The 23604-nt window shown below is 48.6% G+C and carries 22 protein-coding genes; 4 read left to right on the top strand and 18 right to left on the bottom strand.

The window, feature by feature from the left end; all coding sequences use genetic code 11:
• From HC752_RS12605 to HC752_RS12590, 4 genes are all read right to left on the bottom strand, one after another.
• Nucleotides 1-1704 carry an efflux RND transporter periplasmic adaptor subunit gene (locus HC752_RS12605; protein WP_190335516.1) on the bottom strand — a complete coding sequence of 568 codons (1704 nt, stop codon included), beginning with the start codon at nucleotides 1702-1704 and terminating at the stop codon, nucleotides 1-3.
• Nucleotides 1705-1778: 74 nt separating this feature from the next.
• Complete coding sequence (locus HC752_RS12600) at nucleotides 1779-3167, bottom strand: TolC family protein (RefSeq protein WP_446751442.1); 1389 nt, start codon at nucleotides 3165-3167, stop codon at nucleotides 1779-1781.
• A 102-nt stretch (nucleotides 3168-3269) separates the two neighbouring features.
• Nucleotides 3270-3674, bottom strand: coding sequence for a hypothetical protein (locus HC752_RS12595; protein WP_190335514.1), 405 nt, complete (start codon nucleotides 3672-3674; stop codon nucleotides 3270-3272).
• A 421-nt stretch (nucleotides 3675-4095) separates the two neighbouring features.
• On the bottom strand, nucleotides 4096-5547 hold the full coding sequence (locus tag HC752_RS12590) for a RimK family protein (RefSeq protein ID WP_190335513.1): 1452 nt from the start codon (nucleotides 5545-5547) through the stop codon (nucleotides 4096-4098).
• Nucleotides 5548-5621: 74 nt separating this feature from the next.
• Here HC752_RS12590 and rimI point away from each other — a divergent pair, with 74 nt between their 5' ends.
• Nucleotides 5622-6716 (top strand): ribosomal protein S18-alanine N-acetyltransferase, encoded by a 1095-nt coding sequence (gene rimI, locus HC752_RS12585; protein WP_190335512.1) that lies wholly within the window; start codon nucleotides 5622-5624, stop codon nucleotides 6714-6716.
• A 166-nt stretch (nucleotides 6717-6882) separates the two neighbouring features.
• Here the strand turns inward: rimI and pstB are convergent, their stop codons facing one another.
• The 14 genes from pstB to HC752_RS12515 all read right to left on the bottom strand — a co-directional run bounded on the left by pstB (nucleotide 6883) and on the right by HC752_RS12515 (nucleotide 19958).
• Complete coding sequence (gene pstB / locus HC752_RS12580) at nucleotides 6883-7632, bottom strand: phosphate ABC transporter ATP-binding protein PstB (RefSeq protein ID WP_190335511.1); 750 nt, start codon at nucleotides 7630-7632, stop codon at nucleotides 6883-6885.
• Nucleotides 7633-7692: 60 nt separating this feature from the next.
• The gene (pstA, locus tag HC752_RS12575; RefSeq protein WP_190335510.1) at nucleotides 7693-8568 is read right to left on the bottom strand and encodes a phosphate ABC transporter permease PstA; all 876 of its coding nucleotides are present in this window, start codon (nucleotides 8566-8568) and stop codon (nucleotides 7693-7695) included.
• Between the two features lie 2 nt (nucleotides 8569-8570).
• Nucleotides 8571-9500, bottom strand: coding sequence for a phosphate ABC transporter permease subunit PstC (pstC, locus tag HC752_RS12570; protein WP_190335509.1), 930 nt, complete (start codon nucleotides 9498-9500; stop codon nucleotides 8571-8573).
• A gap of 77 nt (nucleotides 9501-9577) precedes the next feature.
• Nucleotides 9578-10399 carry a phosphate ABC transporter substrate-binding protein gene (locus HC752_RS12565; RefSeq protein ID WP_190335508.1) on the bottom strand — a complete coding sequence of 274 codons (822 nt, stop codon included), beginning with the start codon at nucleotides 10397-10399 and terminating at the stop codon, nucleotides 9578-9580.
• 286 nt (nucleotides 10400-10685) lie between these two features.
• Nucleotides 10686-11381 (bottom strand): RraA family protein, encoded by a 696-nt coding sequence (locus tag HC752_RS12560; protein ID WP_190335507.1) that lies wholly within the window; start codon nucleotides 11379-11381, stop codon nucleotides 10686-10688.
• A complete protein-coding gene (locus tag HC752_RS12555; RefSeq protein ID WP_190335506.1) occupies nucleotides 11378-12073 on the bottom strand; it encodes an alpha/beta fold hydrolase in 696 nt (231 codons plus the stop codon). Before HC752_RS12555 ends, HC752_RS12560 begins: the two co-directional genes overlap by 4 nt.
• Nucleotides 12070-13029, bottom strand: coding sequence for a cupin domain-containing protein (locus tag HC752_RS12550; RefSeq protein WP_190335505.1), 960 nt, complete (start codon nucleotides 13027-13029; stop codon nucleotides 12070-12072). The genes HC752_RS12555 and HC752_RS12550 overlap by 4 nt, the downstream gene beginning before the upstream one ends.
• Before the next feature lie 137 nt (nucleotides 13030-13166).
• Nucleotides 13167-14135: a nuclear transport factor 2 family protein gene (locus HC752_RS12545; protein ID WP_190335594.1), complete on the bottom strand. Its 969-nt coding sequence runs from the start codon at nucleotides 14133-14135 to the stop codon at nucleotides 13167-13169.
• A gap of 3 nt (nucleotides 14136-14138) precedes the next feature.
• Entirely contained in the window at nucleotides 14139-15155 is a 1017-nt protein-coding gene (locus HC752_RS12540) for a LacI family DNA-binding transcriptional regulator (protein WP_190335504.1), read from the bottom strand.
• A complete protein-coding gene (locus HC752_RS12535; RefSeq protein ID WP_190335503.1) occupies nucleotides 15155-15922 on the bottom strand; it encodes an SDR family NAD(P)-dependent oxidoreductase in 768 nt (255 codons plus the stop codon). Before HC752_RS12535 ends, HC752_RS12540 begins: the two co-directional genes overlap by 1 nt.
• Before the next feature lies 1 nt (nucleotide 15923).
• Entirely contained in the window at nucleotides 15924-17003 is a 1080-nt protein-coding gene (locus tag HC752_RS12530; RefSeq protein ID WP_190335502.1) for an ester cyclase, read from the bottom strand.
• An 18-nt stretch (nucleotides 17004-17021) separates the two neighbouring features.
• Nucleotides 17022-18332, bottom strand: a complete 1311-nt coding sequence (gene hisD / locus HC752_RS12525; protein WP_190335501.1) for a histidinol dehydrogenase — start codon at nucleotides 18330-18332, stop codon at nucleotides 17022-17024.
• A gap of 28 nt (nucleotides 18333-18360) precedes the next feature.
• Complete coding sequence (locus HC752_RS12520; protein WP_190335500.1) at nucleotides 18361-18891, bottom strand: ester cyclase; 531 nt, start codon at nucleotides 18889-18891, stop codon at nucleotides 18361-18363.
• The gene (locus HC752_RS12515; RefSeq protein ID WP_190335499.1) at nucleotides 18888-19958 is read right to left on the bottom strand and encodes an ABC transporter ATP-binding protein; all 1071 of its coding nucleotides are present in this window, start codon (nucleotides 19956-19958) and stop codon (nucleotides 18888-18890) included. The genes HC752_RS12520 and HC752_RS12515 overlap by 4 nt, the downstream gene beginning before the upstream one ends.
• A 409-nt stretch (nucleotides 19959-20367) precedes the next feature.
• Here HC752_RS12515 and HC752_RS12510 point away from each other — a divergent pair, with 409 nt between their 5' ends.
• The 3 genes from HC752_RS12510 (at nucleotide 20368) to HC752_RS12500 (ending at nucleotide 23604) form a co-directional block, all read left to right on the top strand.
• Nucleotides 20368-21609, top strand: coding sequence for an ABC transporter substrate-binding protein (locus HC752_RS12510; protein WP_190335498.1), 1242 nt, complete (start codon nucleotides 20368-20370; stop codon nucleotides 21607-21609).
• Nucleotides 21610-21679: 70 nt separating this feature from the next.
• Nucleotides 21680-22711, top strand: coding sequence for a carbohydrate ABC transporter permease (locus HC752_RS12505; RefSeq protein WP_190335497.1), 1032 nt, complete (start codon nucleotides 21680-21682; stop codon nucleotides 22709-22711).
• A gap of 11 nt (nucleotides 22712-22722) precedes the next feature.
• Nucleotides 22723-23604, top strand: a complete 882-nt coding sequence (locus HC752_RS12500) for a carbohydrate ABC transporter permease (RefSeq protein WP_190335496.1) — start codon at nucleotides 22723-22725, stop codon at nucleotides 23602-23604.

Genomic DNA, 23604 nt, shown 5'->3' with positions numbered 1-23604 from the left:
TTAGCCCTCTGCCGCTTCAATTTTTTTCAACTGATAGTCGGTGCCCATTTTCTCAACTAGAAATCGAACTTTTTGGGTCTCCTGAAAGGGCGAAAGGTCAAGATCCTCTACGGTGAAGTTCATTTCGCCTTCTTCCCATCCCCACTCTGAAACCGATGAATGGCTCAGCGTGATCATGCCGAAATCGACCATGAGTGTATTCACCTCTCCGGTTAACCACACTTCTGCTGCAAGGACGCTTTCCCCTACTTTGTAGTCCACGATTTCATATTGTCCAGAATCGGTTTTCTGCATTTCGAAATCGATGGCTTGCCCTTTCCCAAGCCCTTTCATTGCCACGTTTTCTGCAAAGGTGAAGTTCATCACCATGCCTGGCCAATTCCATTCTGGTACAGGCTGATGGCTGATGGTCAGCATCCGGTGCCCTTCCATCACATCTGTGATTTCTCCTTTCGCCCAGACTGTCTCAGCATCCGCTTTCACGCCGTTGATGCGCGCCAGATCAGCGGTCTGGCTCGATTCAGAATCCAACATGAAGTGTGCGGAAGTCACAATCCGATCATTCTCGGTCAGACCCTTCAGCACCTCAATTTTCTCTCCGGCTTCTCGGCCCACTTCGACTCGCGCTGAACGATATTTACCTTCGCCCTCAGACAACACGACGCGCGTCATTCCGCCTGATCGAATCACTGCGGATTTAGGAATGGTTAACACCGACTCTTCACTTATGGGTTGCAATGTGATGTTAGCAAACATGTTGGGTTTCAATTCCCCTTTAGGGTTAGGGAATTTAAGACGAACGCGAAGCGTACGCGTTTTCGGATCGAGTATTGGGTAGATGTAATCCACTTCACCCTGCCATGTATGACCAGGCACAGAATCCAGCCTCATGCTGGCGTTGCTGCCTGCCTTCACCCAATGCGCTTGGCGCTCAAACACTTCAGCATCCACCCATACATGATCAAGCGGTCCTGCACTGATCACCGCCTGAGCAGGCGACAAATACCCGCCTTCACGAATGTTCAGGTTCGCGATCACACCGTCTGCAGGTGCCTTCACTTCAATGGTTTGAGAGGCTCGCCCTCGGCGAGTGATGGTTCGGATTTGGTTGCGATCTACACCAAGTGTCAATAGGCGTTCGGTCGCCCCTTCCACCAACCCTTTTCGGTTCGTTTTGTAGGCGCTGATCAGCTCTTCTTGCGCTTTCACAAGCTCAGGTGAATACAGAGTAAATAGAACATCGCCCTTACTGACTTTCTCACCTACCGCATTGATGTACAGCTTTTCAACCCAACCGGCAACACGCACGTTAGTTTGCCACAATCGGCTTTCGTCGAAGGCGATATAGCCCACTGTATCTAGGCTAGGAGATAGAGGCTCTTTGGTGACAGAGGCGGTTTTTACGCCCAAGTTATTTTCAACAGAAGGGTCAATTTTTACAGTGCCAGCTTTGTCGTTTGCGCCAGAAATATCTTCAGCGTAAACCGGAATCAGATCCATTCCCATGGGGGATTTCCCCGGCTTGTCTCTTTTATAATTGGGATCCATTGGGGCAACCCAATATAAAGGCTCATCAGAGCCTGCGGCGGCTGGACTCGCCATTGCACTCATGTTGTGATTTGCGCCAGCCATGTAATGATTCATGCCATACCCGAGTGCTCCGCCCACCAATAATGCGATGGCGGCAACTTGCAATGTTTTCATTGTTCTTTTCCTTAATTAACGAATTCTCTAGCGAATGATTTTTTAGCGAATGTTCTTGTTAGCGAACAATCGCTTTAGCGAAATGATCCGCTGAGTTGAGGCGTGTCCGCCTGATAGTCAAAGCCGCTAAGCAAAGCCGCAAGGTTGCTGTTCACCACATTTAAGTCGGTAACAAGACGTTGCTGCTCCAGCTGCAAAGCCAGCTCATCATTGGATGCCGCTATCACGTCGCTAAACTGCGCGGTGTTATTTTGGTAACCTCGTTCCACGGCACGAATGCGCGCAGTTATCTGAGGCATTAAGGAAGATTGGTAACGCACCAACCGCTGATTCAGATTGGTTCTGTCACTTAGAAGGGTGTTCACCTTGGCATTCATTTGCTGCAACAAGGTGTCTTTTTTCAATTGCGCGGCTCCCACCTGATATTGGGCTGCCGATACATTTCTATCTTGACGGTTATTGGTAAACAGTGGGATATCCAAGGTGAGATACGCACTCACAAGATCAGAAGCAGGTTCACCTCGCATATTGTTGGTTTGTCGGTGGGCATACATCACTTCCACGCCAAACTGTGGATTGTAGGCTTGTTCGGCAATGTCTATTTGGGTTTGACTCGCCTGAATTTGGCTGTCCGCCATTTTCACCATAGGGTGTTCTCCAAGCTGCTGGAAATGTTGGGTAGAGCCTAAATGGGTCGCCAACCGTTCCTCTAGCTTTGTCCAATCCAAGGTATTAGATGCATTAAGCAAGGTTTTTTCGCTGGAAGATACGTCCCCCAATGCTGGCTCTTTGCTTAAACGCTCACTTAACCAATCGGCACCCAGCCACTCTGATAAACGAGAAACGAATCGACGTTGCATCTGTGCATTCGCTTCTAACTTCTCATCCAACTTGGTGACTTGAAGCTGCGCATTCAACAGATCCTGCGCTTCGCTCTTGCCATTGGCATAATTGGTTTGAATGAAACGTTCAAGTTCAGAAATCAAACGTCGTTTGTCGCGTAGGATACGCTCCGATACCTGTAAATAACCTAATTCCAGCCAGATTTGAGTCATTTGGTTGGCAATATCCAGCTCGCGGGCTTGAACTTGAAAACTCGTTCCTTCTGCTTGCTGATTGGTTTGTTTTCGCTTGAGTTCCAGCGTTGAACCTCGCTCAAACTGTTGCATCAAACCAACAGACACGTTGGTCATCAGCTCCTGATCAAACTTAAAGCTGTCGACGGGTAAACCACTGAATCCGACTTTCAGTTTTGGGTCCATAAGAGTAGAACGGGCAATGCCCATTTCACGCATTGCAGAAGATTGGGCGTAAGCTCGCTTACGGTCACTGTCCAATGCAATGGCGGTATTAATTAGCTCTGTGAGCGGTTGTTTTGCGTTTACTTGTTCTGATAAGAGTACGCTGGCTGCACTCGCCACAACGGGCGAAATAGCTAAGCATACGCCAATCGATAGCGCGATTTTTTTTAGTTGTAGTGTCACTTTTTTGTCCAAATTCTGGGCGTAAAAACGCTAGTCAATCAAGCTTCTAAAAGTTGAGAAGCGGTAAAACAGAAATTGGATCTATGCGATAGGGGGTCGGAGCAAAGTTTGAGTTCGAGAAATTTTGTCGCCAATCATGATGACAAAGAAAGGAGAAAGGGTAAAACGGGTGGAAGTCAGCGCATCACGTATAGGCAAAGGCGCAAATGTGGCGGAGCAAACGGCAACACAACAGGCATGTCCACCATAGGAATCAGACAAACAGCTTGCCGATTTTTCCGATGTATTTAAATGATCTGAATGCGTTGTTTCCATTGAGTGGTTTGAGGTGGTTTCGACAGAACTCGCGTGGCAAGGCGACGCCTTACTCGGTGCTTGTTCTCCCATAGTACCCATCATCACTGGTGCACTGGAAACAAATCCTGAAAACAACAAGGCAACAATGCTGAGCATCGTAATCCAAATAGTTTTAAGTTGATTTGCCATATTGCACCTTTTGTTTATTCTCCGCCGATTTTAAACATTCCCCTAGGGGTAAAGTCAACAGATTCTTATAGTATTAAATTTTCGCGATAACTTCTTGATTTCTTTTTGAGCTTACCGAGTTTAGTAACAAAGAATAAAGCGCCTTGAACGGGCGCACCTAGTCGGCCCTTGGGACCGCATTTATGGGATATGTCTAACTGCGTTATCGCCTATTGAACCAGAGCAACTGCACTGAATAAGCGCGACCTTGTATCAATACCCCACAAATGGCTGCAAACATCATCTCGAAAGGTCAAGAGCCCCTAGTTAACATTAACCATTTGAAAAATGGAACAAAGCCTAAGAGCTTGGACAAATCAATGGTGTAAAATCAGCTGCGGAATCAGGAAGATATCCATTCAATTAACAGCATTCAAACACCTTATAAACCACGCATTTGAATTCTGCGCAAAAATTCCGTCACAATTCGGTCATAAAGCAAATCGCCCAAAAACGCGTCTTCAATGTGGTGATCAATGCTTGGGTTATCATTGACTTCAATCACATAAGCTTTGTTATCAATCTCTTTCACATCAACGCCATATATGCCACTGCCAATTAAATTAGCCGCCTTTGTTGCCGCATCAATGACCGATTTAGGCGCAAGTTTTAAATCCAGCGTTTCAAAACCACCCGATGTGACTCTGCCAGTATCATGATGCTGGTAAATTTGCCAATGACCGCGGCTCATTAAATACTTGCACGCATAGATGGGCTGGCGATTAAGAATACCAATTCGCCAATCAAAATCGGTTGGCAAGTACTCTTGCGCCAATATCAGTGTGCTTTTCTCGAACACTTTTTCACACTGCTGTGAGAGTTCTTCTCGATTCTTGACCTTCACCACACCAATTGAGAACGCGCCATCAGGTACTTTCAATACCATCGGAAATCCGATTTTTTGTACCGCATCTTCTAAAAGAGTACGGTCACCCTGACGCAAAATCATGCTATTTGGCATGGGCACTTTATGCAGAGTTAATAGCTCGGTCAAAAAAACTTTGTTCGTGCATTTCATGATGGACTCAGGATCATCCATAACTACTAACCCTAAGTTCTCCGCCGCTTTAGCAAACTTGTACGTAAAGTTGGCGATATTCGTGGTCGCACGAATAAACAAACCGTCAAATTCGCCCAATCTGCCCAAATCGTTTGGACCAATCATTTCCATATTGATGCCAATTCGATTAGCGGCACGCTGAAAGCGTCGAATCGCTTTAGGATCGGATGGCGGCATTTTTTCTTCTGGATCAACCAAAACGGCGATGTCATAGCGATAATTTTTGCTTTTCTTCCTTTTTCGCCACACTTTGTTTGAAAACAGTTCTAACGATTCAGCAAAAAAATCTTGCTCGCTATCCGTGAGGGATTGAAATGCGCACGCTTCTAATCGTGCTAATTGCCATTTATCATTGATACGAATAAAACTGGCATCGAGAACGGGCACCATAAAATGCTCAAACACTTTGTGGGCAATTTTCTCTAACCCGTTCACTTCCGTCCGACCAAAATAAATTTTCGCATCAATTTTATCATGATGGTGAAAGTGTCTTTCAAAATCGGTTTGCTTAAGGTTTAGCATGAATTGCTGGGTGAGATCGTTAATCGTCATCACGCGTGGGATAACGCGATGTCTGCGAGCTTCAGCCATCAACGAACAATAATAGCCATTACTCATGTAATCATATGAGTGACAAAGGTTTATCACTTGGATGCTTTTGTTATCGGTAAACGCGCCACTCGTTAAATAATCATTTACAGACACGACTTTTTCAGAAGGGAAGTATTGTTTCCAGTCACCAAGTTCATCGGTAACGATAAGGATGTTGGCCATCGATTCATTTCCTGTTGAGAGATTACCGTTTTTACTCTTAAATGACAGCATCAAAGCGAATAACCGAGACTGAAATGGAATACAGACACGCTCAACTCGATGATTTAGATTCTTTGCTTCATTTAGAAAATCAAGTGTTCACGAGTGATAATATCAACCGCAGGCAAATGAAGCGGTTCATTCAATCTCATCACTGTCAGCTCTTTGTCGCTAAAGCGAACGAGCAACTGGCTGGCTATGCATTGGTACTTTTTAACCAAGCGACTCAACTGGCACGGATCTACTCTATTGCGGTATCTCCCAATTTTAGAGGTCAAGGCATTGCCGAGCAGTTGATTAATCGATGCGAGAAAGGCACTGTCGAACGAGGCTACATTACGCTAAGACTCGAGGTTAGGGAAGATAATTTAGGGGCCATTCGTCTGTATGAAAAACATGGGTTTAAACCACTAAAAACGTTGATCCATTATTACGATGATTTGGTCGATGGTCTAAGAATGCAAAAGCGGCTCGGAACGCCAGGTCCTCAGCTCACATTGGCGATGCCTCTGTATATTCAAACGCTGCCATTCACTTGTGGTGCGGCTTGCTTGCTGATGAGTTTTGCTGCGCTTGGACACCCCACGCCACCAACACGTAAAAAAGAGGTCCAACTGTGGCGTGAAGCCACGACCATTTTTATGGCGGGCGGGCACGGTGGTTGCAGTGGACAAGGCTTGGCACTCGCCGCTTATCGCCGCGGTTTTTCCGTTGAATTGTGGTCTCATTCTCATGGAATACCCTTTATCCAATCGGTTCGTGATCCATTGAAAAAATCGGTGATTGAGCTGGTTCATGCTGATTTCATGGATCAAATTGAACAGACGGAGATTCAGGTTACGCACGCGCCGCCGCACGTCGAACAAATCGAAAATTGGCTTAAAAAGGGCGCTGCCGTGTTATTGCTGATCAGCACCTATCGGTTCAACGGCTATAAAGAGCCGCATTGGATTGTACTCAGCGGCATGAGTGAACAGTTTTTCTACTTTCATGATCCGCTGGTTGAAGAAACGCAAGACGCGGTATCCTCGGCGTATATTCCAATCGGGAAAAACGCCTTAGAGCAAATCGTTGGCTTTGGCAAACAAAAACATACCGCTTGCGTTGTTATCTTCCCTACACCGCCCTAAATCGATTTCTGAAATTAGGGGATAAATGACACTCTGTTTGTTTGCCACCCATTCATCTTACAGCTCACTCATGCACCGCTAACAGGCTAAAAAAGCCCCTCATAATGAGGGGCAAGAGTTACCATCGCTTATAGTTATAATGTTGTGCCAGTAAAAGCGTTGATTGCTAGCCAAAGTCGCCGTTCACGTAACCTTGTGTGCGGTCGTCTTTCGGTTGGCTAAAAATCACCTGAGTGTCATCGTGTTCAACCAGTTCACCCATTAGGAAGAAGGCGGTGCGGTCGGAAATACGACGCGCCTGCTGCATGGAGTGCGTCACAATGACGATGGTGTAATCTTTCTTCAACGATTCCATCAATTCTTCAATTTTGTGTGTTGCGATAGGATCCAACGCGGAAGTGGGTTCGTCCATTAAGATCACATCGGGTTCCATTGCGATAGTACGCGCAATGCATAATCGTTGTTGCTGACCGCCAGACAAACCAAACGCGTGCGATTTCAAACGATCTTTCACTTCATCCCACAATGCCGCCCCGCGGAGCGATTTCTCTACCACAAAATCGATGTGTTTTTTGTCTTTCACGCCTTGAGCGCGAAGCCCGTACGCGACGTTTTCGTAAATGCTCATTGGGAATGGGTTGGGTTTTTGGAACACCATGCCGACTTTGATGCGCAAGTCAGACACATCGATGTTGCCGTAGATATTCTCACCATCCATATGGAGTTTACCGGTTATTTTCACGCCTTCGATCAGGTCATTCATGCGATTCAAGCAACGTAAAAGGGTGGATTTACCACAACCCGACGGACCAATCAGCGCCGTTACCTGACGAGATGGGATAGGCAGGTTGATGCTCTTAAGGGCTTGATTGCTGCCGTAAAATAGATCGAGATTTTCAATATCAAACTTGTTCATTGCTTATTTCTCTTAATTCTTTCAATCGGTGTCATTTCGCTTTAATAAGCGTCTTCTGAATTAGTACGTCGCGGTATTAAAGCGCTTCGCTATAAGCTTGGTGATCATGTTGATCAACAAGACAACGACGATAAGAACAGTGGCTGTACCGTAGGCTTGGTTCCACTCTTCAACAGAGAACAGCTCGGTTGTCAGCTTATAGAGGTGAACGGTTAACGTTCGACCCGAATCCAACAGAGTATCTGGGATACGTGCAACCATACCCGCTGTTAGGAAAACAGGCGCTGATTCACCAATGACACGACCAATACTAAGAATGATCGAGGTTAAAATACCTGGCATTGCGCTTGGCAATATTAAGCGCCAGATAGTGTAGATTTTAGAAGCGCCAAGACCATAGGAGCCTTCGCGAAACGTTTGTGGCACCGCCATTAGCGCTTCTTCTGTTGTACGGATAATAACGGGCAGAATAAGGATACTCAGTGTCAATGCCCCTGATAAAATCGAGAAGCCAAGCCCCAATATCGCAACGAAGAAGGTCATACCAAACAGACCAAATATGATGGAAGGAATCCCCGCCAGCGATTCTGTACAGAAACGAATCACCTTAACCAGTTTACTGCCCACTTTGGCGTATTCGGTTAAGTAGATGGCCGTCATGATGCCAAGCGGCGCAGCCACCGCAATGGATGCAATAACCATGTAGATGGTCGAGACAATCATTGGAAAAATACCGTGCTCGTCCCCGGTGCGCGTGTAGTTGTCGGTGACAAAAGCCCAGTCAACATGTTGCAAACCATTGGACAAGATGTACCAGATGATCCAGAACAGAAAGCCGACCGTCAACGCGGCTGAAATCCATACAAAGGTGTTCAGCATTCCGTCTTTAACATTGCGGATCTTTTTCAGCTTACTGACTTGCGTATTATTGCTCATGATTACTTCGCCTTCTCACGGTTTAGGTACAGGAGAACGGCATTCAGACTCATGATGAAGACCAACAATACTACGCCAGTCGCATACAACGCACTCGCGTGAACGCCACTGGCGTAGGACATTTCAATGGCAATGTTTGCGGTTAAAGTACGGGCAGAGTCCAAAATACCTTCTGGCATTGCTGGGGCATTCCCCATCACCATAATAATGGCCATGGTTTCACCCAGTGCTCGGGCAATACCCAGAATCACGCCCGTCATAATGCCCGAACGAGCAGCCGGCACCAGCAACTTAAAAATGGTGTAGATTTTTGATGCACCCAGAGCCAAAGACCCCTCTTTATACGTTCTCGGAACAGCACGAATCGAGGTTTCAGATACGGTGATCACCGTGGGCAAAATCATCACACCCAGCACGATAATCCCAGCTAAAATCGTGTTACCTGCGGGGACTTCAAAGATTTGCTGAATCAATGGAACAATGATAACCAAGCCAAAGAATCCGTATACCACAGAAGGAATACCCGCCAACAGTTCGACCGCCGGACGGATAATATCCGCGAGACGCTTTGGCGCAATTTCAGCAATGAAGATAGCGGTTAGTACCCCAACTGGCACACCCACAATAACGGCGCCAAAGGTAGAAACGACCGATGCCACTATCATGGTGGCTACACCGTAAAGCGCAGGCGGTAACCAGTCCTGCCCTAAAACAATGCCGGATACGCCCGCCTCTTGAAAGGCCGGAATACTTTCTGCCACAATGAAATACGCAATGGTGGCTAAAGAAACAATGCCGATAACGGCACTGCTCAGAAATAAAGAATGAAAAATACGCTCTTTCCAATCTACGCGCTTTTTCTCACGCAGTGGACGAGTTTTTGCTGCATTTTCGCCATTCATAGACTTTTCACTATTGATCGCGATGGTCATAACAATACTCATATCGAAAGGTTCGAAATGGAAAACGCTCAGCCCTCGCGAGCTGAGCAAAGTTGTAAAATAGACACTTAGTTAACAGAGATGTAGCCTTTCTTCGCGACAAGAGATTGCGCTTCTTTCTCTAGCATCCAATCTAAGAATTTTTGCGTTTCAAGCGATGGGCTGCCTTCTTTGTACAAAACAAGGAATGGGCGCGCTACTTTGTATGAACCGTTTTTCACGTTGTCTACCGTGGCTGGCGTGCCATCAATAGCCAAAGCTTGAACCGACGAATCCACCGTACCTAAAGAGATGTAACCAATGGCAAATGGGTTGCTTGCTACCATGGTTTTTAGGGCGCCATTACCATTGGCAACTTGCGCACGCTGAGAAATCGCGGACACTTTTTTGCCCGAAATTTTCTTTTTCAATTGCATGATGTCTTCAAAAGCACCACGAGTGCCCGATGCCGTATCACGAGTAATCGCCACGATTGGCTTGTCTGCACCGCCGACTTGTTTCCAATTGGTCACTTCACCTTTGTAGATGGCAGTGACTTGTTCTGCGGTTAGACCGTTTAAGTCATTTTTAGGGTGAACAACAACCGCGATACCGTCACGAGCAACCACCAGTTCTTTAAGTGTTGGCTCTTTTTCAGAACTTTTTAAGTTGCGAGAAGACATACCCAAGTCTGCACTGCCGTTTTTCGCGGCTTTCACACCAGCAGAAGAACCAGGGCCTTGAACTTCAATGAAGACTTGTTCGTTCGCTTTCATGTAAGTTTCAGCGAACACTTCCATCAATGGCGTAACACTGCTAGAACCGACAGCAGAGATCGTTTCTTTAGCTAGAACTGGGTTTACTGTTAGCGTGCCTAGTAGAGCCAATGCACCGATTACTGTTTTTTTCATCACAATTTCCTTAAGTGGCATTCATCGCCGTTGTGTTTCACTTGACGCTGCTCACTTTAGGAGGAATTTGTGACAGTGATGTTTCACTAGTTTGAACCCTATATGACAAAGTACCAACGGAAAGAAATCATATAAACCCATCTGGATATAAAAACAAAAGCTGCCTTAATGCCGCTCTGTAAGAGCTAATACATCGTTTTTGAGTTTTTGAATCGATTATTTTTTAATCGAGCCTAGTTAGGAAATAGGGAAGGTCAATACCGATTATAAAAGCACTTGGTCAGCATTAAGTCCGAACTCGTTCAAACTCTGCCCACGCTTTTTCAAATGCTTCAAAATCGAAGCCGTCCTGCTTGGTGGCTTTCAACACGATTTGCTCGTTAGCCAACAAGGTGGTGATCGCGGTTTCTAAGCTAGGTAAAACCTCATTTGGAATCACCAATGCGCCGTGACGATCCGCATGAATCAGCTCGCCCGGTTCCACGATGAGCCCCATCACCCTGACAGGTTTATCGATGGTTTTAACGTGCACAAACCCATGGCTTGGACCAATAGAACCCGCCAGCACAGGGAAATTTTCCGGCAGGTCATCCAGATCGCGCATCACACCGTTTGTGACTACGCCACTCATTCCAAACCCTTTATGAATATTGGTGTTCAACTCTCCCCAATAAGCACCAATCGCATTGGGGAAGTCGGTATCTTCTATCACAGCGACAGAAGGGAATGGAGGCTCCGACATATAACGATAATACGCCATGCGCCTTTCCCGAATCACATCAGCGGATTCCTGAGCCGGTTCTAACGCCGCAATTTGGGCAGTTTTCGCGTAACCCACCATTGCCCCGCAACCAGTATCTGAAATCAGCATGGTCTGCTTGGTAAAGCGGTCGAATCCGCGTTTACCTTGTGCCACTTCAATGGCATTGCACACCGTGGGCGTATCTACGCTTTGTAATAGCTTTAATAAGGATTCGTTCATGATTCTAACCACGCGCGCAAAGCGGCGTTTGTCGCCTCCGGTTGCTCTAAAGTTGTCAGATGCCCCGCTTTGGGGATCAAGGCAAGTGTGGCATGAGGAATTAACGCCTTCATGCATTCGTGTCTGTCTAACGGACAGAGCTGATCGTCTTCCCCTGCCAGAATCAGAGTCGGCTGAATGACAGTGGCCAGCGTTTGTTGCTGATCAGGGCGATCCCGCAACGCCAGCGACTGACGAACAAACACGTCGTCCCCCAACCCCTTAGCCATATCCAGGCAAAGCTTATCGATACTGGGATTGAGGAAATCTCGGTGGCAATATCTTGGGATCATCTCCTCACTCATCACATTCAGCATCTCGCCTTTTGCAACGCGCGCCAGCTGCTTGAGCCGCCCTTGTTTCACTTCGTCCAGTTCAGCTCGGGGATTGGTGTCTAATAGCGCCAGACGCTCAATGCGTTCGGGCTGCTGCCTGAAGACTTCCATGGCAACGATGCCACCCATCGACAACCCCGCCAGTGCGAAAGTAGAAGGCGCTTGTTCAAGCACCTTCTTAGCCAGTTCTTGCATACTGTCGGCTTGTGTTACAGGCAAGACAATCACCTGTCGTTCAGAGCTGAATTCCGCCGCCTGAGCGGCGAACAACCGCTCATCACACATCATGCCAGGCAGCAATACCAACGGCGTATTCATCGTTTGGGTACCCAGGTTGGTCCGGCGCTATCGAGTGTCTTACTGATTCGGTACAAACTTGCGTCGCCAGACGCGGTCACCGAAAGTGAGTAGTCACGACCAGCTGGCATCCAAATAGTGTCACCCGGATTTAAAGTGACGGCGTCTTGCCCCCACTGAACTTGCCAATGACCGTGCATCACCATCAAAACCTGATCCTGCTCTGCGTGATACGACTCTACTTGCGGCGTATTGTGGTTAAAGAAATCGACTTCAAAACCCGGTTTATCGACGATAAGGGCATTTTCACCGATCACACTGCATGGCTTGTCGTTCGCCAGAGCCATCATGTCGAGGTAACGTGCCACGTATTTAGGGACAACTTCGCTAACACTTGGTTGACCAATCTGGTCGAGTTCTTCTTGAGTCAGCATAGGCATCTCTTTCACACCTTCGGGGAGGCTCTCCCCTTTTTTGGTGTCGTAAAGTCTGCCGGTTTCGCTCAGTTTTAAGCCATGAGCAACCGCATCTCTTAACACCTGAGGTGCCCATACAACGCCACCGCCAGCATCATCGCCGCCCAGAATGGACATGATCATGCCGTAATCGGTTCCCACGTTTTCAAAGCCGCGGAAAACGTGTGTTGGGATATCGAAGATGTCGCCTTCCGATAACGTCACTTCTCCGGCTTTACCATCGTGCCCCCAAAAGAAACGCCAACGACCTTTCAACACGAAAAAGACTTCCGCCGTGTGGTGGTAATGCAATGAGTTAAAACATTTTGGTGGCTGACCTGCCGCGCCAATATTGAAGCCCGGCGTGGCGGTGATATGCACATGCTGGTCAGGGCTCTCCGAGACCCCCCCGCCGATAATCGTGAAGTTTTCTTTTTGTGATGAACCGGGTGTATGAGCATCAATAAATGCCGTGCGACAGGGTTTAAGCTCTCCAAATCGCACCCATTGTGGGCTTTCCATTCTCGTTATCTCCTTTGGATTCCAACACGCGGACAAGTACTAAACCGCCTTGCATCCGTCATGTCAGCAATAAGCGAAATTCATCGGGCTGAGCGGCTTGAACACCCACTCCCGATCCTGCAACTCACTAGACTGAGTTACCCTGTGTGTAGAGCGATCTGTTTCCAGACGGAGGTTTCGTCAAATACAACAAACTCGCGTCGAATGCCCCAAGGGCCAAACTCGACATGAGCCGCTGCCATAACATAAACGTCAGCCCCTGTCGGTGCGCCAAATCGCCCCCACCCATCATGCTTTCCTTGTAATGAGAACCGAATGGCGGCTCTCGGAGGCATCATTGGATCTTCGCGTCCAATTTGGTGTTCTATGGTAAATTCTGCGTTCGGGAAACTGGCTCGTAACCCTTGCCAGAAAGCTTCAACCCCAGCCCAAGAATGGATGGTTTCACCGCATGGGTATTCACCAGTACAAGCGCGATCGTATTCATTCCGAATGCAAGCGATGTCGGCATTCATAATGCGCTTGAGCACCTCAGCGTATTGCTTGCCATAGGCATTGTCGTTTCCTGTGCCTTGGTACGGTCCTTTCTTGTCTTGCGCTGGGGTAAAGGGCACTGTGCACGCTTGTGATCCCCCCTCATTTTCAATCTGGGTGTGGGCGTATTCTTTCGGATCCCAGCCCATCTGTTTAACAATGGCGCCCAAGTCCCGAATCAGCCATTCGTCATTGATCTGATTGTTGATGGCATGGCAATCGGCGATCACACGGTACTTCAATGGTGACCCAGTGGCTTTACCGAAAATACCGTCGCCTAAATGCGTCGCCGTGGACAGGATCCGATGCGAGGACAACATGCCCGTTTCGGGCGTGCCACTCCATATCACGTCTTCCCCCAGCAATTGTCTGTCTGGAAATTCATGCAATGTCGACAAGGTGGCAGCAATGACCCCTTCATTTCCTACTGAAATGCTGGCAGGGGTGCGAACGATAATATCGGGTGAGTAGTAATGCTCTAACGTCGCAATCCCTCTGTCTTCCCAAATCTCTTTGGTGATGGACAGAATGTAATCGGGGAAGTCCTGAAACTTGCTGTCGAATCCTTTCATCATCTAGTTAATGTCCTTTGGCAATTTGGCTGAGCCGCGGATCACCAGTGGCGACCCAATGGCAATTTTCTGGGGTGACGCGCTGTCACCATCAATCTGTTGAAGCAAAATTCGTATGGTTTCACTGACCATGGCGTCCGCTTGCTGGCTGAGTGTCGTCAGGTTATAACTCGGCCAGCTTGCTGCGGGAACATTGTCGTACCCCACGACGGACACCTCCTCTGGCACTTTGATGTTCAGTTCGAAGCGCAGGGTATCCATGACCGCCAGCGCCATGTGATCGTTGGCAACAAACAGTGCATCAGGCGGATCGTTTCGGAACATCTTTCGGGTAGCCTCTTTGGCTTTCTCCATCGAAAAATCACCGACCTCTCTTGCATGAAGCTCAAACCCTTCTTGCAATAAACCGGCTTTGAAGCCCAGTTCGCGATCGCGCTGAGTGGACGCGCCTTCCCAACCCGCAATGTAGCCAAACTTCTTATGACCACCTCGAATCAGGAACTGAGCGGCTTTCAGACCACCAACAAAATTGTCTGAGGTCACCGCAGAGAAATCCCCTTCTTCCTGAGAACGGTTGAACAACACAATGGGTACGTTGGCCTGGCGGCACCGCCCAGCAAGTTCTGAAGTCATGGCAACCGAGGCTGCGATAATGCCATCGACCTGATAATCCAGAATCTCTTCCACCACAGAATCGATGGAGTCCGCTGTCTTGGATGCCATAAACATCAGAACGTGGTAGCCCTGTTCTTGCAGAGAATTGGAAAGTTTTTCTAACGCATCGGGGTAAAATTGGTTGTCCAGATACGCCACAATCAAGCCTATAATTCGGCTCTTGCCCGATACCATGGCCCTTGCCAGCGAATTGGGGCGATACCCCAGCTCATCCGCGGCTTTCTTTACTTTGTCCATGGTTTTCTGTGAGACCGATGCGCCGGGCGTGAACACGCGGCTCACCGCAGACTGGCTCACACCAGCGTGTTTGGCGACATCGGTTGAGGTGACTTTTTCATTTGCCATTATTCTGCTGTCCAACCTCCGTCCACACGCAGCGAAGTACCGGTGATCATGGCAGAAGCATCACTAGCAAGGAACACCACCGCGCCCATTACATCTTCGACTTCTCCCACTCTTCCAATGTGGATTTTGCTTTCAATCCACGCCCGAAGATCAGGGTTTTCAAACGTGCTTTTTGTTAATTCCGTTTTGATGAAAGTCGGGCAAATGGTATTGACCCGCACTTGGTGCTTACCCCACTCGATGGCCATGGCTTTGGTAAAGCCTTCCACCGCATGTTTTGAGGCACAGTAGACCGCGCGTTCCAGCCCACCAACGTGTGCCATCTGGCTCGATATGGTGATGAGGCTTCCGCTTTGGTTGGCATCAATCAGCTTTTTCGCCACTGCCTGACACAGGAAATACGCCCCTTTCACGTTCACATTCATCACGGCGTCGTAATCGTCAGGCTGAGTCAATAACGCATCCGAATGGCGAGCTAACCCCGCGGAGTTCACCAACACATCAAACGCCTCTTGCTGGTCGATGACAATCTGAGTGCCTTCAACATCCGCCACATCCATTTGCAGAACATCGACTTGCCACTGCTGGCGTTCAAACTGCTGTTTAACCTCTTCGAGCAAATCCGCTCGGCGCGCCGCAAGCGTAACGTGAGCACCCGCTTCTGCTAATGCAACAGCGCACCCTAATCCAATGCCCGACGATGCACCGCAAACCAATGCTCGCTTGCCTGTTAAATCGAATCCGGGTGAAGTTGGAAGAATTTTCATATCACATTCCCTGTGGTAGTTGAATGTCGCCAATCACACGAGCTTTATTGAATTCTTTCATTCTGGCAAATACATCAATACCGAGTTGTGAATAGACATCGATTAAGTCCACCAGCACCCAGTTTTCCCGAATTTTTCCGCTTTCCAGTCGCCAGAAGTCCAGACTGCGAAGGGTGATTTTCTTTCCAGATGGGCCAATGCCTAGCCAGCCGCCGTGCGTCAGTGTCTGACACATATTGGGCCAGCCTGTCACCGCGACGTATTCACCAGAGGCGAAAAAGTGTGCGTCGATTTCCTCTACATGCTGACCACGATCTGGCATGGCATTAAGAAACGGTATTTGGTGCCAGTGTCGAAAGCCCGCAATGCCCCGACAGGTGCCAATGCCGGCAGGACCATACCAGCTCAGGTTGTGGTGCCAGAATCGATCCAGCGCCATGACTTCCGGTCCGCCCTGACTCGGATAACGCTGTAAGTGTTCCAGCATATCCAAAACGTGTTGGCGGCTTGCCTCTGATTGCTCCGATTTCTCTGATTTCAGCGAAGGGACGCTCCATGTATTGTCGATACCGTCGCAGGTTGCAGGTGCGGGTACTAAACCTTCTCGCCCTAATGACGGCACTAGCGGCCAAGCCTTGGCTTGCATCATGAGTTCTGGAATGTCCCAGATGATTTGCGCTTCGACGATGGCATCGCCTTCCACGCGGTAAAATTCGTGGAACCGCATGTGGGCAAAGTGCCCTGTAGGCGGGATGTCCAGCCAAGGTCTGATAAAGGTGCCGCAGTAATAACCGGCACACCCTATCCACCCATTTTGGTCGGCATCTTTACCCGATATAACAATGTAATCGCGTCGCTCCAGATCCGGCAGCGCACCAGCCAGTGAAGTAACACAAGCATCGAACCAATCCACAGGCGAATGGCTATCCCCAAATGGTGCACACATGTGAAACGTGGCGTCGGAAGCAAAGACAGACTCCATTTGCACTCGGGCTGAGGCGAGATCGCCCAGATAAAGCGCCTGTCGCCATTGCGCTAGCTGGCTGAATAAGTGCTCTGCTGATTGCTGGGATTCTGACATTGCCATCTCCATCAACCGTTACTGCGCTGGTTGCCCGTAGGGTACGTCTTTATTGCCGTAGCGACGCACCCGCAAGTTGCACTGCTCGGCATGGCCCACAAACCCTTCCAAAATACACAGCCTAGAGCCATATTCACCGATCTGTGTGGCGGCTTCATCGGTCGTTACTTTCTGGTAGCTGTGGGTTTTCAGGTACTTACCTACCCATAATCCACCAGTGTAGCGCCCCGCCTTTTGAGTTGGCAGAGTGTGGTTGGTGCCGATTACCTTGTCGCCATTGGCAACATTGGTTCTGGCTCCCAAGAACAAACCGCCGTAGCAGGTCATGTTTTCTAGGAACCAATCGTCGCGGTCCGTCATCACTTGTACGTGCTCATAAGCTTTGTCTTCCGAGACTTGCAGCATTTCTTCGTAACTGTCGCAAAGAATGATTTCACCGTAATCTTCCCAACTGGCAGACGCGGTTTCCGCCGTGGGCAGAATCTTAAGAATGCGTTCAATTTCTGCCATGGTGTCTTCCGCCAGCTTTCGGCTGTTGGTCACCAATGCCGCAGGGGAGTTAAAACCGTGCTCCGCCTGACCTAACAAATCTGTGGCACACATTTCTGCATCAACAGTGTCGTCAGCAATCACCATGGTTTCAGTCGGTCCGGCAAACAGGTCAATGCCGACTCGTCCGAAAAGCTGACGTTTGGCTTCTGCCACAAAGGCATTGCCAGGCCCCACCAACAGGTGAACAGGGTCGATGGTGTCGGTGCCAATGGCCATGGCACCCACAGCCTGAATGCCGCCAATCACGTAGATTTCATCGGCACCACCGATGTGCATCGCTGCTACAACCGCGGGGTTTGGCTCGCCTTTAAAGGGAGGAGTGCAGGCAACAATGCGCGGAACTCCTGCCACTTTGGCAGTCGCGACTGACATGTGCGCCGAAGCCACCATGGGGAATTTGCCACCAGGGACATAGCAGCCAACACTTTGCACCGGGATATGCTTGTGACCTAATACCACACCGGGCAGCGTCTCCACTTCGATGTCTTGCATGGAATCGCGTTGCGCTTTAGCAAAATTAACCACTTGATCGTGTGCAAATTGAATATCTGCCAAGTCTCGCTCAGGCACTTTGGCAATCAGAGCTTGAATTTGTTCTTCAGAGAGTTGGAATGCGCTTGGGGAATAGTTATCGAATTTTTCCGACAGTTCACGTACCGCTGTGTCGCCGTCGCTCTCAATGTACGCCAGCGTATCGGCGACCACAGAGGCAACCTTGGCGTTATCTGACGCTTTGTCCTGCTCTGGCTTACTGCTTTTTAAATATTCAATGGTCATGATTTCTATTCATCCTGTTTGACTGCTTCTATCGCTGTGGTCTTGGTGGGGTTCGTTCGCCTCGGTCGTAGGCTTCCCAACCTTCACCGTTGAAGACGTCCACCCCTAACTGTGCCAGTACATGGGGAAAGTCCACCATGACCCAGTTGTCGACAATTTTTCCATCCTGCACTTTCCAGAAATCCATATAGCGGATTTCCACTTTTTTTCCGGTAGGGGCAACCCCCATAAACTCGCCGCTGTGCGTGGCTTCCTGTCGACCAAATGCTGCTGCCCATTCCCCCATATACAAACGTGCTTCATCGGTACACGATTTGTCGGAAAACGCCGCTTGAAAAGGTCTCTGCCAGTTATCTTGGAACTCTTGTAGCCCGTTTTTTCTGCCACACCCTTGATTGCCTAACCAACGAAACTGTTGCGAGAAAAACTGACCTATATCGTCGATTCGGTGATCGTTTAACCCATCAACCATGCTTTCTATCACCGCTCGGGTTTCGGCGGTTTTGCTCATATCGGTATTTCTAGATAATTCAGCTTGCTGAGGTCTTGAACCTTTCATGATGCCTCTGCCAAAACAGGAGAAATTCGCGCTCCGGTCTGTGCATCAAACAGGTGACATGAGGCAATGGGGATGTGTGCTGAAAAGGGCTGACCAATATCGATTCTGAAATCCTTGTCCGCTTTAATTGCCACGAACGCATGGCCAACTTTGGTCGTGATCATGGTGGCATCACCCAAAAGCTCCATGGAATAAACATTAGCCTGAACCTGAGCAGACTCCCCACTCAAACTGGCATCCTCTGCTCTGAAACCTAATGTAACCTTGCCAGACAGCGAAGCATCCAAACCAGAAATGGTGATCCCCTCAGCTTCGAATGTGCCGTTGATTATTGTGCCTTCCACCAAGTTCATTGCTGGAGAACCAATAAAGCTCGCCACAAAGGTATTCGCAGGGTTGTTGTAAATCTCGGTAGGGGAACCCACTTGCTGAACCACCCCTTTGTTCATAACAACGACGCGATCGGCCAAGGTCATGGCTTCGATTTGATCGTGGGTTACGTAAATGGTGGTGACTTTAAGCTCGTGTGTCAGGTTTTTGATTTGTGCTCGCGTCGAAACACGCAATTTGGCGTCGAGGTTAGATAAGGGTTCATCCATTAAAAAGACATTTGGCTCACGCACAATCGCCCGCGCCAAAGCCACACGCTGGCGCTGACCGCCAGACAGCTCAGAAGGTTTGCGGTGCAAGAACTCACTCAGCTCGACCATCTCTGCGGCTTTCATGACTTTTTCATCGTGGGTTTCTGGGTCGATCTTACGTACCTTGAGCGGAAAACGGATGTTTTCATACACCGTCATATTCGGATACAACGCATAGCTCTGGAACACCATGGCAACATCTCGATCTTTTGGTTCAAGCTCGTTCACCACTTTCCCGTCAATCAGAATTTCGCCATCAGAAACGCTTTCAAGCCCAGCTATGATTCTCATGGTGGTGGTTTTTCCACAACCAGAGGGACCAAGCAAAACCAAGAACTCCTGATCAGAGATCGTCAAATCAAAATCGTTGACCCCGATAAATCCGCCCCAGCGTTTATTGACGTGTCGCAGTTGTATTTCCGCCATGAAATGTCCTTTTCCAAATTTTGGGTACGTATTCAAAATTATCAGACGATTTTTTAGTCAACAAGATCATAATTTAAGCAAATTAGAAGGTGATCACACTAATAACAATCCAATCAAAAAGTATAAAAATCCGGATATTTTTAATAATTCAACGAGTTACGACGACATCACATATATGCACAATTAAAAATAAAACATTATTTTTCAATTATTTAAGTTGATAAATACAATTTATTTACAAATTAAATACAAACCTTGATCAAAAGTAACTTTAAAGCATAGGATTTTTGCATACGTTCCCATTTTTTAGGAAAAGGGCGAAGAGACGCTGCTGAGTTGTCGGACAAAGAAACCAGCCGCCTATCGTGGTATTGCCCACTTGATGCTGCCAGCTAAAGGAGTAGAAAACATGGCAAATGTAACTCAATGGGCGTTGCGTGCTGCGGCCACTGTCGCCATCGCCAGCGCAAGCAACGTGTACGCGAGTTGTGGAGTAGAGTCGGGTAAAGTCAGTATTCTTTCCAACGACTTCCCTGCATTGCACGCCGTGGCCAACATGGCAGAAACGTGCGCCAGCGATAAAGTCACGGTGACCAAAAACCAAACGAAAGACCATCGCAATCTTCAGGTAGCGGCACTCAAAGCCAACCCTGCGAAGTATTCAAGCGCTATCGTCTCAACCAGCTCGATTGTCCCGCTGCTTAACGAAGGGCTGGTTCGCCCTTTGGACGACTTAGTGGCCAAGTACGGTGCGAGCCTGCAACCCTCACAATTGATTCGTATCGACGGTAAAGTGATGGCGGTGGCATTTATGGCGAACAGCCAGCACCTCTTCTACCGCGAAGACATCTTAAAGCTGGCGGGCGTAGAACCACCAACAACCTATGACGAGCTGATTGCAGCGGCAAAAGTCATTCGCGACAAAGGCATTATGGCTAACCCGATTGCCCTGAACACCAAAACGGGCTGGAACCTCGGTGAAGAGTTCATCAATCTGTACAGTGCAACCGGCGGTGATTTCTTTAAAGGTAACAGTGCACTGCCCAATATCAATAATCCGATGGGCGTGAAAGCACTGAATACGCTCAAAGCCTTGACGGAGCTCTCTAACCCGGACTATCTGACGTTTGATTCCAACGTGACACAGTCGTTATGGGAAGACGGAAAAGTGGCGTTTGCGGTAATGTGGGGATCGCGTGGTAGTGCCATCTTGGACGATGAAGGCTCAGAGCCAGATATTGTGGCTTCGACTCGTTTAGTCAGCACGCCATCACTGGACAAAGGCGGCTTGCCTGCCACCACATTATGGTGGGATGGCTGGACCGTTTCTACGAATCTCTCGGACGCAGATGCCGAAGCGACATTCAAAGTCATGGTTAAAGCGACCTCAACGGAAATGATGAAAGCCAACAGCGAAAAAGCAGTCTGGCTGATTGAGGGGTATCAACCTAACGATGCGGCTAAAGGGGTGATCGCTTCTGTGCAAAACAAAGCACGCCCATACCCAATGCTGCCTTATATGGGGTCTCTCCACTCCGCACTTGGCTCTGAACTGTCCGACTTCCTGCAAGGCAAAGAGTCGGCAGAGCAGGCATTGAAAGATGCCGAAGCCGCTTATACCGCGTCTGCAAAAGAACAGGGCTTCTTGTAATTCACTTCTCCCACTCCCTCTCGCTTGAGAAAAGTCAGAGGGAGTGGTGTTTGGCATTGAGGTTATACGTATGCCCCATCGCACTTTTTTGCAGTTTATGTGGCCGTCTTTGACGATCATGATTCTGTTGATCGCTTTTCCCATCGTCTCCATCTTTGTGCAGTCGCTTTACGTCGAGCACGAGCAAGTGGTGGTAGAAACCGAACAATGCGGTCCTTTTGGCTGCTCCAAAACCACGACCATTGATTTGGATGCCACCAACAAACTGCGTGAGGAGCAACCGTTAGGGCGGTTCAACGGTTTCGGTACCTATACCAACCGAAATCATCTGGCGTTTTCCGAAGTGGGCGAAGCGTGGGACAGCTCAGAATCTCTGTCTGATTTCTCCTCGAAACTGCTGAATATGCCGTTTTACAAGGCGCTGATTTTTACCCTCAGTTATACCTTTATTGTCACACCGATGGTGATCGTGTTGGGGATGCTGGTCGCACTTAGCGTGAATGCGTTGCCCAAGTTTTTTAAGGGGCCGACGATCTTCTTCTCCCTACTGCCCATGATTGTTACGCCACTGATTGGTTCATTGATTCTGTTCTGGATGATCGATGCCGACGGTGTCATTGGTGCTTCCCTGCAAATCTTATTTGATGATCCCGATCTGTCATTGAAAGCGTCACCGACGCTCACTTGGACCACTTTATTTGTTTATGGCGTCTGGCATTCAATCCCGTTCTCTTTCATCGTGTTCTATGCTGGCTTACAGACCGTGCCAACGGATACGGTTGAAGCAGCGATGATCGATGGTGCATCTCGCTGGGAACGCATTCGTTATATTGTGATTCCGCATATGGCACCGTTGTTGACGTTTGTTGCCCTGATGCAGTTGATGGATAACTTCCGTGTATTTGAGCCGATTGTCGGGTTTGCCGCCGAAGCCAACGCCACCTCGTTAAGCTGGATCATTTATCGCGATTTAAAAGAAGGCGATGCACAGCTCTTTGGCTCCGCAGCAGCCACTTCCATGTTAACCATTGTGGGTATCGCCATTCTACTTACCCCCGTACTGATCCGCACTTGGCGTGGATTTAATAAGAAGCCCGCGTAGGAGAAAGACACATGGATCAAGCAATAGATAAAAAGTCCCCATGGCTAAAAATCGCCTCGATTTTGTTCGTGATCGGATGGTTGATGGTTGCAGCAGGTCCTTTTTTATGGACCACTTGGGGCTCCTTTAAAGTTCAGGGCGACTTCTTTTCGAAATCTGACTGGATGAATGCCATCTATGGGGTAAAAACTCTGGTTGAGACCGGCAGTGAGTTCACGTTCAAAGGGTATTACGGCGCATGGGTGGAACAAAGCTTTTGGGTCGCAGCCATCAACACGATGATCGTGGTGGTGTGCGCGGTGGTGATTTCTCTGATCATAGGCACACTTGGTGGTTATGCGCTGGCACGCTCGGGTTTTCGGTACTCGATATGGATTTTAATGATTGCGCTGGTGTTTCGTGCGATGCCACACATATCTTTGGTGTCTGGTTACTTGTTGCCTTTCTTTGAATGGAATTTGTGGGGGCACTTACCCACCACCATCATTGTACTGGTGGCCATCAATCAGCCCTTCACGTTGTGGATGCTGCATTCGTTCTTTTTGAATATCCCGAAAGACATGGACGAGAGTGCCATGGTAGATGGGTGCACTCGCTTTCAGGCATTTCGCCACGTGATCATTCCAGTGATGTGGCCCGGGGTGGTCACAACTGGGCTGTTCAGTTTCTTACTGGCTTACAACGATTTTGCCGTCACCGGTATGCTACTCAGCCAGGATAATCAAACCATGATTCCGAAGATCGCCAGCTTCCTTGGCACAACCCAGGTAGAGGGCAATGTGATGTTTGCGGTCGCCGCAGTGGTGTCTGCCATGGTGCCTCTGTTCTTCTTAGTGCTTTTCTTCCAGCGTCAGATCGTCTCAGGACTGACCGCTGGTGCAGTGAAAGGTTAA

Origin of the sequence: Vibrio sp. S9_S30 (assembly GCF_014694455.1) — a bacterium.
Lineage (GTDB): Bacteria > Pseudomonadota > Gammaproteobacteria > Enterobacterales > Vibrionaceae > Vibrio.
The sequence above is the reverse complement of the archived record's forward strand: the minus strand, read 5'-3'. Positions and strand labels throughout refer to the sequence as shown.

Excerpts from the sequence above, each read along its gene's own strand:
- HC752_RS12605 (WP_190335516.1), bottom strand. The coding sequence starts at position 1,704 with ATGAAAACATTGCAAGTTGCCGCCATCGCATTATTGGTGGGCGGAGCA.
- HC752_RS12595 (WP_190335514.1), bottom strand. The coding sequence starts at position 3,674 with ATGGCAAATCAACTTAAAACTATTTGGATTACGATGCTCAGCATTGTT.
- HC752_RS12590 (WP_190335513.1), bottom strand. The coding sequence starts at position 5,547 with ATGGCCAACATCCTTATCGTTACCGATGAACTTGGTGACTGGAAACAA.
- rimI (WP_190335512.1), top strand. The coding sequence starts at position 5,622 with ATGGAATACAGACACGCTCAACTCGATGATTTAGATTCTTTGCTTCAT.
- pstB (WP_190335511.1), bottom strand. The coding sequence starts at position 7,632 with ATGAACAAGTTTGATATTGAAAATCTCGATCTATTTTACGGCAGCAAT.
- pstA (WP_190335510.1), bottom strand. The coding sequence starts at position 8,568 with ATGAGCAATAATACGCAAGTCAGTAAGCTGAAAAAGATCCGCAATGTT.
- pstC (WP_190335509.1), bottom strand. The coding sequence starts at position 9,500 with ATGACCATCGCGATCAATAGTGAAAAGTCTATGAATGGCGAAAATGCA.
- HC752_RS12565 (WP_190335508.1), bottom strand. The coding sequence starts at position 10,399 with ATGAAAAAAACAGTAATCGGTGCATTGGCTCTACTAGGCACGCTAACA.
- HC752_RS12560 (WP_190335507.1), bottom strand. The coding sequence starts at position 11,381 with ATGAACGAATCCTTATTAAAGCTATTACAAAGCGTAGATACGCCCACG.
- HC752_RS12555 (WP_190335506.1), bottom strand. The coding sequence starts at position 12,073 with ATGAATACGCCGTTGGTATTGCTGCCTGGCATGATGTGTGATGAGCGG.
- HC752_RS12550 (WP_190335505.1), bottom strand. The coding sequence starts at position 13,029 with ATGGAAAGCCCACAATGGGTGCGATTTGGAGAGCTTAAACCCTGTCGC.
- HC752_RS12545 (WP_190335594.1), bottom strand. The coding sequence starts at position 14,135 with ATGAAAGGATTCGACAGCAAGTTTCAGGACTTCCCCGATTACATTCTG.
- HC752_RS12540 (WP_190335504.1), bottom strand. The coding sequence starts at position 15,155 with ATGGCAAATGAAAAAGTCACCTCAACCGATGTCGCCAAACACGCTGGT.
- HC752_RS12535 (WP_190335503.1), bottom strand. The coding sequence starts at position 15,922 with ATGAAAATTCTTCCAACTTCACCCGGATTCGATTTAACAGGCAAGCGA.
- HC752_RS12530 (WP_190335502.1), bottom strand. The coding sequence starts at position 17,003 with ATGTCAGAATCCCAGCAATCAGCAGAGCACTTATTCAGCCAGCTAGCG.
- hisD (WP_190335501.1), bottom strand. The coding sequence starts at position 18,332 with ATGACCATTGAATATTTAAAAAGCAGTAAGCCAGAGCAGGACAAAGCG.
- HC752_RS12520 (WP_190335500.1), bottom strand. The coding sequence starts at position 18,891 with ATGAAAGGTTCAAGACCTCAGCAAGCTGAATTATCTAGAAATACCGAT.
- HC752_RS12515 (WP_190335499.1), bottom strand. The coding sequence starts at position 19,958 with ATGGCGGAAATACAACTGCGACACGTCAATAAACGCTGGGGCGGATTT.
- HC752_RS12510 (WP_190335498.1), top strand. The coding sequence starts at position 20,368 with ATGGCAAATGTAACTCAATGGGCGTTGCGTGCTGCGGCCACTGTCGCC.
- HC752_RS12505 (WP_190335497.1), top strand. The coding sequence starts at position 21,680 with ATGCCCCATCGCACTTTTTTGCAGTTTATGTGGCCGTCTTTGACGATC.
- HC752_RS12500 (WP_190335496.1), top strand. The coding sequence starts at position 22,723 with ATGGATCAAGCAATAGATAAAAAGTCCCCATGGCTAAAAATCGCCTCG.